This is a genomic window from Methanosarcina sp. A14, assembly GCF_001729375.1.
Lineage (GTDB): Archaea > Halobacteriota > Methanosarcinia > Methanosarcinales > Methanosarcinaceae > Methanosarcina > Methanosarcina barkeri.
In genome coordinates, this window is sequence record NZ_LZPK01000142.1 from 1 (window position 1) to 10,650 (window position 10,650).

General features: G+C 41.6%; 5 protein-coding genes. 3 read left to right on the forward strand and 2 right to left on the reverse strand.

Features of this window, described 5'->3' with window-relative positions:
* The first annotated feature begins 139 nt into the window (after window positions 1–139).
* Both A9239_RS07650 and A9239_RS07655 read left to right on the forward strand, forming a co-directional pair.
* The gene (locus tag A9239_RS07650; protein ID WP_048155872.1) at window positions 140–1,063 is read left to right on the forward strand and encodes a DUF2156 domain-containing protein; all 924 of its coding nucleotides are present in this window, start codon (window positions 140–142) and stop codon (window positions 1,061–1,063) included.
* A 1,131-nt stretch (window positions 1,064–2,194) separates the two neighbouring features.
* The gene (locus A9239_RS07655; RefSeq protein ID WP_052712888.1) at window positions 2,195–4,426 is read left to right on the forward strand and encodes a pyridoxal-dependent decarboxylase; all 2,232 of its coding nucleotides are present in this window, start codon (window positions 2,195–2,197) and stop codon (window positions 4,424–4,426) included.
* 197 nt (window positions 4,427–4,623) lie between these two features.
* Here A9239_RS07655 and thiC read toward each other — a convergent pair whose 3' ends face one another.
* Window positions 4,624–5,910: a phosphomethylpyrimidine synthase gene (gene thiC, locus A9239_RS07660; protein WP_048155876.1), complete on the reverse strand. Its 1,287-nt coding sequence runs from the start codon at window positions 5,908–5,910 to the stop codon at window positions 4,624–4,626.
* A gap of 641 nt (window positions 5,911–6,551) precedes the next feature.
* Between thiC and A9239_RS07665 the strand changes: the two genes are divergently transcribed.
* Complete coding sequence (locus A9239_RS07665) at window positions 6,552–9,152, forward strand: DNA topoisomerase (RefSeq protein ID WP_048155879.1); 2,601 nt, start codon at window positions 6,552–6,554, stop codon at window positions 9,150–9,152.
* Window positions 9,153–9,535: 383 nt separating this feature from the next.
* Here the strand turns inward: A9239_RS07665 and A9239_RS07670 are convergent, their stop codons facing one another.
* Window positions 9,536–10,159 carry a 30S ribosomal protein S3ae gene (locus tag A9239_RS07670; RefSeq protein WP_048120820.1) on the reverse strand — a complete coding sequence of 208 codons (624 nt, stop codon included), beginning with the start codon at window positions 10,157–10,159 and terminating at the stop codon, window positions 9,536–9,538.
* Between the last annotated feature and the right edge of the window lie 491 nt (window positions 10,160–10,650).

Sequence of the window (10,650 nt, forward strand, 5' to 3'; positions counted from 1 at the left end):
GAGACTAAGTTTATGAAACTAAATATGAGACTAAGTTTATTTGAATCCACTCTTCATGTATGTAATTTTTGCTAGCTCGAGATTTCCAACAAAAATAAGTATGAAGCAATAAGTATGAAGCAAAAAAGTCTTGTTTAAAATGCTTTGTCAAAAAGATTTCAAACCGGTAACGCTTGCAGATTGGGCTTTTTTTGAGCGCCATTACGCAATCTACCCGCAAACCCACAGCGACAATACTTTCACGAATATGATCTGCTGGAATCATTTCATGCATTACCGGTATGCATACGTGAAAGGAAATGTAATTCTAGCGTGCACTGCCGCAGGAATAAGCCGCCTACATCCGCCTATAGGCCCCCGTGATCCTGAACTCATGCGGGAGGTAATACGGCTGGCGCTGGACATAGGCGACGACAATAAACCCCTTATGCTCATCGACCCTGAGACTGCAAAATGGATGAAGAAAATAGATCCTGCCCTTATGTTGGTTCCGGACCTTAACCATTTTGAGTATGTGTACCGTGCTCTCGACCTTGCTAAACTTCCTGGAAAGAAATACCTCAAAATCCGCAGCCAGCTTAACAAATTCCGGAAAAATTACCGGCACACTGTCGAGCCAATAACCCCAGAAAATCGAGAAGAAATAATGGAGTTCCTGGTAAAGTGGTGTGAGAGCAAAAGGTGCAAGAACAATTTCACCCTTGCCCACGAAATAGAAGCATGTTCCTACGCAATCGAGCACTTAACCGAACTGCACCTGCGAGGTCTTTTGATAAGGGTAGGTTCAAAGATAGGTGCCATCTCTCTTTTTGAGCGTCTCAACGCTAATACAGCGTTAATCCATTTTGAGAAAGGGCTAACTGAGTATGAAGGAATATACAAGGTAATCAATGCCGAAACCGCAGCAGTTCTTGCCAGCGAGGTGGAGTATATCAACCGGGAAAGCGATCTCGGTGTCAGTGGACTTCGAGAAGCAAAGCTGAGATATCATCCGCACCACATGGTAGAGGTATATTCGCTCAAACAACAAACCTGCTTTCCATTTCATGAGTATGCACTCTAACATACCAGCATGTGAACTACCTCTAAGCCAAGTTTAGGTATCCTTGGAGCAAGTATGTCTTTCACAAAAAAAGAGATAAAACAACATCTCAAAAAGAGAAGAAATCTTAAAAAGAACGGAATCCATTTACTTTTTGAACTTAAAAAGGATCAATCTATTAGAGCTTAAATTCAAGTGAATTTTATGTGATTAAAATTTAAGATTCATTAAAAGATATAGTCCCATATTTGTGCTGATTTACCTTTTATTGTCGAAATTTTTAAGAAATAGATATAAGAGGATAATAATAAAAATTATTGTGTATCTTTCAGGGATTCCTAATTCAGTGAAACTCTTGAATAGTAATGTAGGAGACATGTTATTTTCCAAATTTTTTATAAATTAGATATAAAACACATATAAAAATAATAAAAAATATAATATCGATTACAGGGATTCAAAACAAAGTTACGACACTGGAGCTTATTGTTGACATGCTTTTAAAATTGTTTTAAATAATTATAAAATTTTGCACAGGCTACGCATAGGAAAATTAAAAGTAACTTTTCAGTTGTTCTTGCAAAAACTCAGGTCCCTGCGAACCAATACAATTAATTTTTCCTTGCTTTTTTTGTTTAAAGGTATTCTTCAAAAAGAAATCTTATCATGGGCTGTGCTAAATATTTGTGACCAATAATTGTATTTTTCAAGTTTGTGTTTTCTGTTTCAAACAGATCAAGGAGAGATATAGAATCAAAGTTTTGCTGGCATATCCCGCTGCAAGCAACAGGCATCTTCGCGTCACCATTCCAAATAACTCATACAAAATAGCGGAGAACTTTATTAAAAATCTTGTTTTTATTTTTTATTTCGTATTAGAAACTCATTTCAAAATATTATTTTTTAATATCCAAGTTTTAACATGAGAACATTTAAAATTTATAAAGTAGTTTTAGGTGTAATGACAACTTGGGAGATTGATATGTGAAAACACTATATGAACCATAACATCATTGCGCCTTATTCAAATAATTATTTTTTGGAAGTTGACACTGTTGAAAAATACATATAGAAAATTTTCAATTATTTTGAATATATATTACTAAAAAATTCCAGACTTTATGCTGGAAGATACAAGAAAGGAGAAATAAAATGAAAACCTCGTCCTCAAATAGACATCAGGAATTTGCCAGACTCATGACTAAATATCTTGAAAAACAGGATGTGAATCAACGCTTTCATCTAGAAGGTCCCGGCACCAATTCGTTAGCTGCCTGGTTCCTGGGGCCAAAAGCTGAAAACCAGACTTTGTTTTCGGACCTCATATTAAAAGGAATTGATGCTAACTGCAAAGATAGAATTGGGTATTTTCCAAACGATCCTCCTTATGTTACGCCTGAAAGAAAAGACGAAGAATATTATCAAAGCGTAGACAAGCTAGAAACTGAGTACCAAAAACTTCTGGACAACCTGAAAGGCTCTGTTCCTTTTTCCAGTTATCGTTATCAAGCTCACATGAATTGGGACTTAACCATTCCGGGAATGCTGGGGTACTTTGCAGCCATGCTCTATAATCAGAACAATGTTGCACTGGAGGCTTCTCCGGTAACATCTCAACTTGAAGCGTTGGTAGGAGATGACCTCTGCAAAATGCTGGGGTTCTCGATACCTCAAAATGTAAACTCCGGTATCATATCTTCTCAAAAATCTTCTGTAGAAATAAGACCATGGGGTCATATTACCTGTGATGGCTCGGTCGCTAATCTGGAAGCAATGTGGGCCGCACGAAATCTAAAATACTATCCTCTTTCAGTAGTTGCAGCTCTAAGAAACGAAAAAATTCTTGAGCCGGCGAAAAATATGACCGTTCCTTTAAACGATGGTAGCAGGGCTCAATTAATTAAATTGGATACATGGATACTTCTTAACCTCAATATTGATGTTATACTTAACCTGACCACGCGAATGGAAAATGAGTACGGGATCTCTTCTCAGGATATTACCAATGCTCTGGATCCGTACCTGCTTCAAAGTATGGGTTTTGCTTCCTTCAGCAGAGAATTTGTAAGCGGTTTTCTCGAGCCTGTCGTAATGGGCTGTTCTACAAAACACTATTCCTGGCCTAAGAATGCAGCTGTTCTGGGTATCGGAAAAGACAACTTTATAAATATTAGCATAGATATGAATGCCAGGATGGATGTCAAACACCTGCGTACAGAGCTGGACAGGTGTTTAGAAAGAAGGCAGCCGGTAATTATGGTTGTGGTGGTTCTGGGTTCCACAGAAGAAAGTGCAGTCGATCCTCTATCCGAAGTGCTTTCGACACGCGAAGAGTATAGGAAGGCCGGACTGGAATTTGTAGTACACGTTGATGCCGCCTGGGGTGGATATTTTGCCAGCCTTCTTAGAAAGCCGGAGAATAACATTGCCAGAAAAACTAACAATAACAATCTACAGGATACCCCTGTATTGCAGCTAAGCGAATACGTTACAGAACAATACAAAGCTCTACCTGCTGCAGACTCAATAACAATAGATCCCCATAAAGCTGGTTATATTCCTTATCCAGCCGGAGGGCTCTGCTATCGCAATTCGTGTATGCGAAACCTGGTGGCTTTTCTGGCACCGGAAGTATATCATAGCGACAGTCTTGATGCAAGTATGGGAATATATGGAATTGAAGGCTCAAAACCTGGGGCAGCAGCGGCTGGAGTGTATCTAAGTCATCGTATTATTCGCCCTGATCAAAGCGGTTATGGGCAAATCCTCGGAAAAGCGCTTTTTAACAGCAAGAGGTTTTATGCAGCAATTGTTACTATGGCAGAACCGGATGACCCATTTATTGTTGTTCCGGTACAACAGATACCAGCTGAAAAACAAGGTAAAAGCCAAAAGGAAATTGAACAACAGCTAGAATACATTCGGGAAAACATTGCCAACAAAGAAAATGATGATCTGGTTAATGATCCTGAAGCTATGTCCTTGTTAAAGGAATTGGGCTCTGACCAAATCATAATTACCTATGCCTTTAATTTCAAAAACAAGGATGGAAAACTCAATACAGACCCTGTTTTGGTTAACAACTTCAATAAAGCGATTTTTAAGAAACTAAGTCTTTCCGCGGATCCGGATCAGACACAAAAGACTCCTTTGATTATCACAACTTCCGAATTTGATCCGGAGGCCTATGGAGAGAATTTTGTGAGAAACTTCATGGCACGCCTGGGTGTGAATCATGACAGTCTGCTCACGATGAACTTCATTTCTTCTACAACCATGAGTCCCTGGCTTACAGCAACAAGGGATGGGAACTTTATCCCGACGCTAATTAAGGATTTTAGAGAAGCTATTCTTACGACAGTTAGCGATTTCACTGAACAATAAATACATTAGGAGAAATACCTCAAAGCTGACGGTACTGTGAATTCAGTGATGTTAATTTAACGATTTGAAAAACTAAGGTTCTACATAAGAAAGAATCAAAAAGAAAGTTGAAGGATGGCTGAAAAAACATAAGAAGGGTTGAAAAAGAGTTAATAAAAGTTGAAAAAAGAGTTAAATGAGAGAAGAATCGAAAAAATTCATTCTTCCGTTTTCTTATTCTCAAAAGCCTCCTTTACGATTTTCAAAGCACAGAGATCCCCGCACATCGAACAGGTATCGCTTTCAGTTTTTCGGGCATCCCGGATTTTGCGGGCCCTGTTGCCATCGATTGCCAGTTCGAACTGTTTTTCCCAGTCAAGGTCCCTGCGGGCATATGCCATAGCAAGATCCTTTTCCCAGGCGCGTTCTCTCGGGCCTTCTTTTATAAGGTCAATAGTGTGGGCTGCAACCTTTGTTACGAGCAGACCTTCTTTTATATCCTCAAGGGCTGGAAGAGCAAGGTGTTCCGAGGGAGTTACCATGCAGAGGAAATCCGTACCGTACATCCCTGCAACTGCGCCTCCTATTGCACCTGTAATGTGGTCAAAGCCGGGAGCAATATCAGTCACAAGCGGGCCCAGAAGATAGAGAGGAGCACCATTACAGAGCTCTTTCATGCCCCTAACGCTGAGTTCGATTTCGTTCAAAGGCACATGGCCGGGACCTTCTACAAAAGTCTGGACATTGGCAGCCCTTGCCCGCTTTACGAGTTCACCAAGCGTGATAAATTCCATGAACTTCGGGCGGTCAGAGGCATCGGCAATGCAGCCGGGACGCATGCCGTCTCCAAGGCTCAGAGTCATATCATATTCTTTTGCGATTTCAAGTAGATAATCAAATTCGGCATAGAAAGGATTGTCTTCTCCGTTATGCAGCATCCAGGCAAGGGTAAAAGAGCCTCCACGGCTCACGACATTCATGATCCTGTCGCTCTGGCGCAGCCGCTCAAGTGAGTTTAAGTTAACCCCGGCGTGCACGGTCACAAAGTCGACTCCCTGTTTGGCATGTTTCCGGACGGCGTTGAACATATCATCCGAAGTCATTTCCACAACAACTTTCCTGGAAGCTGCAGCCTGGTAGATTGGAACCGTCCCGACTGGAATGTTAACGGATTTCAGGATTCGAGTGCGAATTTCATCAAGATTTCCGCCTGTAGAAAGATCCATTACGGCATGAGCACCGAAAGTTTCGGCTGCCTTTGCTTTTTCAACTTCGGCATCAATGTCTATATAATCTCTCGATGTTCCTACATTGGCATTGATCTTTGTGCTCATGTACTTGCCAATACCTATAGGAAGGGTCTCTCGCCTGTTATTTACGGGGATAGCGATTAGCCCTTTTACCACGCAGGAGCGGACAGTCTCAGCGTCTATTCCTTCAGCTTTTGCCACGGCTTCTATAGAGGGGGTGACGATTCCCTTCTTTGCATCTTCCATTAGTGTCATTGTTACTCCAGACTGCAGGTTAATGAGACAATTATAATATTATATTAATTAATAGATATCAATAAAAAAATGTCAAATAACAGCAATATCATTGACTGTAACTAACCGACATTTCATAAGCATATTATAAGGTTGACCAGAATAATAAGGATAAAGATAAATCCAGTACTTATATCTTGCAGACTAGAACAGACAACTCATATATATCTTTTCACATATCTTTTCACGTCTGGTAAGTCATATAATATGTATAAGCAAACAAATATATAAATAATGTATGTATATTATTTAGAGCATGCGCAGAAAGAAAACCACGGAAACTGTTTTTAAGTAAAGGCTTTTACAGCTTACTGATATAATTGAATCTGACCAGTAAAATAATTGAATTTAGCCAGTAAAATAATTGAATCTGACCAGTAAAATGATTGAACCTAACCAGTAAAATGATTGAACCTAACCAGTAAGATTAAGCCGATGCACATAAAAGAAACGAGAAAAAGAAGGGAAATCTTTCAGGTGCATTTCCTGATTCACTTTATTATGTGTTTCAATTAGCTTCATTATGCGTTTCCTTACACATTTCTTATTAATACTATTTTAGATCCCAATATAATCTCAAGAACGGAATCAGGGTATTTTATATGACAGTTGTCGCATTTGCAGAAAAGAATAAGGCAGCATCCCAGATTGCCAGCATCCTGGGCGAGGGGGAAGTTGAGAGGATAACAGTTGAAGGGCTGCCTGTATACGAATTCAAGTGGAAAGGTGAAGAGTGGCTGGTAATGGGACTTTCCGGGCATATTATGAATTATGACTTTCCGGAACAGTATAATAAATGGAGGGAAGTAAATCCGGGTGTGCTTCTTGAAGTCGACCCGCAAAAACTTGTAACTCGAACTGATTACGCTGCTGCAGTAAAAAATCTGGCAAAAAGAGCAAACAAGATCGTCCTTGCCTGCGACTATGACAGGGAAGGAGAAAACATAGGATTTGAAGCCAAGACACTTGCAGAGGAAGTAACAAATGTGCCGGTTGAAAGGGCACGTTTTTCGTCTCTCTCCCCAAAGGAGGTAAAAAAAGCTTTTGAAAGCCTGATAGACCCGGACTACAACATGGCAATGGCTGCAGAAGCCAGACAGATTCTGGACCTTAAAATGGGAGCAGCTTTCACCCGCTTTGTCACGCTTTCGGTCAGGGAGAGAGCAAGAACAAAAGATATACTTTCTATCGGTCCCTGCCAGACGCCTACCTGCGGGTTTGTATACGAAAGAGAAAAGGCAATCCGGGCTTTTCAGGCAAAGGACTTCTGGAAGATAACGGCGATTTTCTCGGCAGGAAGTGGAAAAGAAAGGGAAAAAGAAGGAGAAAAAGAAGAAGGAAAAGAAAGAGAGAAAAAAAGAGGAAAAAAAGGAGGAAAAGAAAGAGGAGATTTTGAAGGTACTCACAGAGCAGGAAATATTCACGATAAAGAAAAAGCCGCTGAGATCTTCAAGCGGCTGAAAGGGGCAAAGGAAGGATTAGTTGCGAAAAAGACAGTAAAAGAAACAAAAACCAGCCCTCCTAATCCATTAAATACTACAGAATTCCTCAAAAGGGCCTCCAAGTTTCTCGGAATAAGCCCGGAACTTGCCCTTGAGGTTGCAGAACAGCTTTACCTTGCAGGGTTTACCAGCTACCCCAGGACCGAGACAAACAAATACGCTGACGACTTTGATTTCAAGTCCCTTGTCTTTGACTTTGCACGCCAGAAGGAGTACAAGCCTTTTGCAGAGTCTATCCTTATAGCCCCAATTGTCCCAAAAAACGGGGAAAAAGATGCACACGACCACCCCCCTATCCACCCAATCAGGGCGGCTTCAAGAGGAGAGGTTAGCTCTGCAGTAAATATCCCTCAGGCCCCTGCAGTCTATGACCTTATAGCAAGGCATTTCCTGGCAAACCTTATGCCTGCAGCCGTTTTCGAAAAAACGCACCTCCACCTGCTCGTAAATGAAGAGCCTTTTGACTCGTCCGGAACCGTGCTTAAGGATTCAGGCTGGCTTGAAGCCTATCCATTCGAAAATAAGAAGGATAAACTTCTCCCATTTGTAGAAGAAGGCCAGAAAGTAGGCATAAAAAAGCTCAGCAATACAAAGTCCAAAACCAGCCCGCCAAAAAAACTGACCGAAGCCGAACTTTTGACCCTTATGGACAAAAACGGGATAGGGACAAAGGCAACAGCTCCTACTCATATCGAAACAAACAAGAAGCGAGGGTATCTTGAGACAAAGGGAAAAACCATCTCTATTCTCGATACAGGTTTTACCCTTATGGATGGGCTCTCTCTGACCGTCCCGATTCTAGTAAAGCCGGAAATAAGGGCAAAGATCGAAGCCCTTATTCAGGAAGTCGAAGATGGAAAAAAAGAGTTTGAAGCTGCCCTTGAAGAAGGCACAGCCCTGATCAAGGAGATGTACGCCCAGCTTGAAGCAAATAAAAAGGAGCTGACTTCAAACATAGCAGGCACAATTAAGGATGAAGCTGCCCTTGAAGACAAGAAAAACTACATCGGAACCTGTAAGGTTTGCGGGCATGTGTTAAGAATTGTGCAGACGGATTCAGGCCGCTTTGTAGGTTGCACAGGCTATCCCGACTGCAGAAACTCGTATCCTCTGCCAAAAGCCGGGGCTTTGACCGTACTAAGGAGCAAGGAATGTAAAAAAGGAGGAGCAGCTGTCCTGAAAGTCGGAAACAAATATAACTGGGCTGTAGGCATAGGCCCCTGTTTTACCTGCGACCTTGAAAAAGAATGTTATCCCCCAGAAACGGTCGGCCCCTGTCCGGAATGTGATGGAAGCATGTTCCTGATAAACTTTAAAGACACACGATTCCTGGGCTGCACGAAACGCTGCGGATACACTCATTCAGTCCCCAAAACCGGAAAACTGACCCTGCTTGACAAGACCTGTGAAACCTGCGGCTGGAAGTTGTTCAGGTTAAAAGACGGCGACCGCCCTGAAGAAGAGTTCTGTATAAACCGGCGCTGCCCAGAAGGCAGAAAGTACTGGAAAAAACCAGGCAAAGGAGCCGAAACAAGGATCAAGGTAAAGGCTTCTGTAAGCCGCCCTGCAGCAAGTTCAGTAGCAAAACCGGCATCAAGTTCAGCGACAAGTTCAGCAGCAAGCCCAGAAGTAACCCAAGCAAAAAGAAAAACTTCAGAATTATCGGCTGCGGGCCTGAAAAAAAGTAAGTTAAAAACCTGAAATTCGGCAAGCAGAGAAGTCCAATTATTGTCTCGTCCAAGTCCTGTCCTTGGAGAGACAGCGCCTTTTTCATTACGTTCCGCTTCGCTCAAAAGGCTGAACTATAACGAAGAATGAAGATACTGAATTGAGCCAAGAAGGATAAATTTTAAGTTTCTGAATTTTCCTTTTTTCTGCGATTAGATAATTTAGAGTGGGTTTTTCACACTTCTACTGGTAGATAATCTGGAACCAAAAAGAGCCTTAGAAATACAATTAGAACAGTGAAGAAGAACAATTAGAACAGTAAAAATAAGAAATTCATATACTAAAAGAAACCAAGAAAGGAGATAAGAAAATCCTTTCGGATTTTCCCCTGCTTCTTGATATTAAACCAGAACGAATTACGCTGCTGCAGGTTCGGGTGCAGCGGATGTAGCAGGTGCAGGTGCTGCTTCAACCTGGGTTTTGCGGATTTCGACCCTGCGGAGCGGGTAGATGAACTTGGCCTGTCTGTAAATGGCTGCTGAGAGCCTGCCAAGGATTGCTTCCTGCATAAAGGTCTCGAAATCGGCTTCTGATGCACGCTTTGCGACGATGTTGACCATCATTTCCCTGATGGCTTTGATCTGACTTGAACGTGCTCTTTTGATGGTGAAGCAGGTAGGCTTTACACGGATGACATAGCCGTCTTTGGTTTTAACGTCGATATTCGCATCAATCCTGGAGGTCTGCCTCTTCACGATTGAGCGGATATAGTCGGTTGTAAGTTCGTGGCCCATGAGGTCGGTAGTTGCGACGTCTCCTACGACATTATTGATCCTGAGGATGACCTTAGTGTTATTCTTGGTCATATCGTTGGTAAGTTCCCCAACAGTGGTTTCAATATTGCGTCCTACAAGAAGAGAAGGATCTCCTGCCATAGTGTTACCGACAATAGCTCTATTTAAGTAAGCAGGAGCTTCAATATTATACCATTCCTTGGATTTCCATCCGTCAAGCTTTCTCTGTACTTTCTTTCTTGCCAAGTGATTCCTCCGAAGTAATGTTCCTTTTACGATTATTATGTTATTTCTAGTATCTTTGTTGAATTTTGTATGCTGCTGGTTTATCCTGCGGCCCTCAAGCCTTTCAGTTTCTTATTCAGGATGCTCGGATGAGTTTTTCCTTAATCAATGAGCATGAATGACCTTCAGAGCTTTTGCACAGACTTTGCGCTGCCAGGCGCAGTTTGTGGTGCTTTTTGCACTAGCGTTTCCCTTTCAAGATGAAACTTCCGAGCTTCAATAGGCTTCCGAACCTGGACCCGTCCCCTATATTCCGGCAACTACAGGCTCCTGATAATCAAAAAATATGATCCGGAAAATCGCCAGAAGATCTCAGAAATTAGCGGCATCTAACTAGTTAATGGCTCACTATACATATCATATCAGTATATAAACAAATCGGTTAGAAACACTTTCTGGCCATCTGCTAAAAAGTGAAAATAAAAAAGTTTAAAGAAAACTTTATGGAAAAA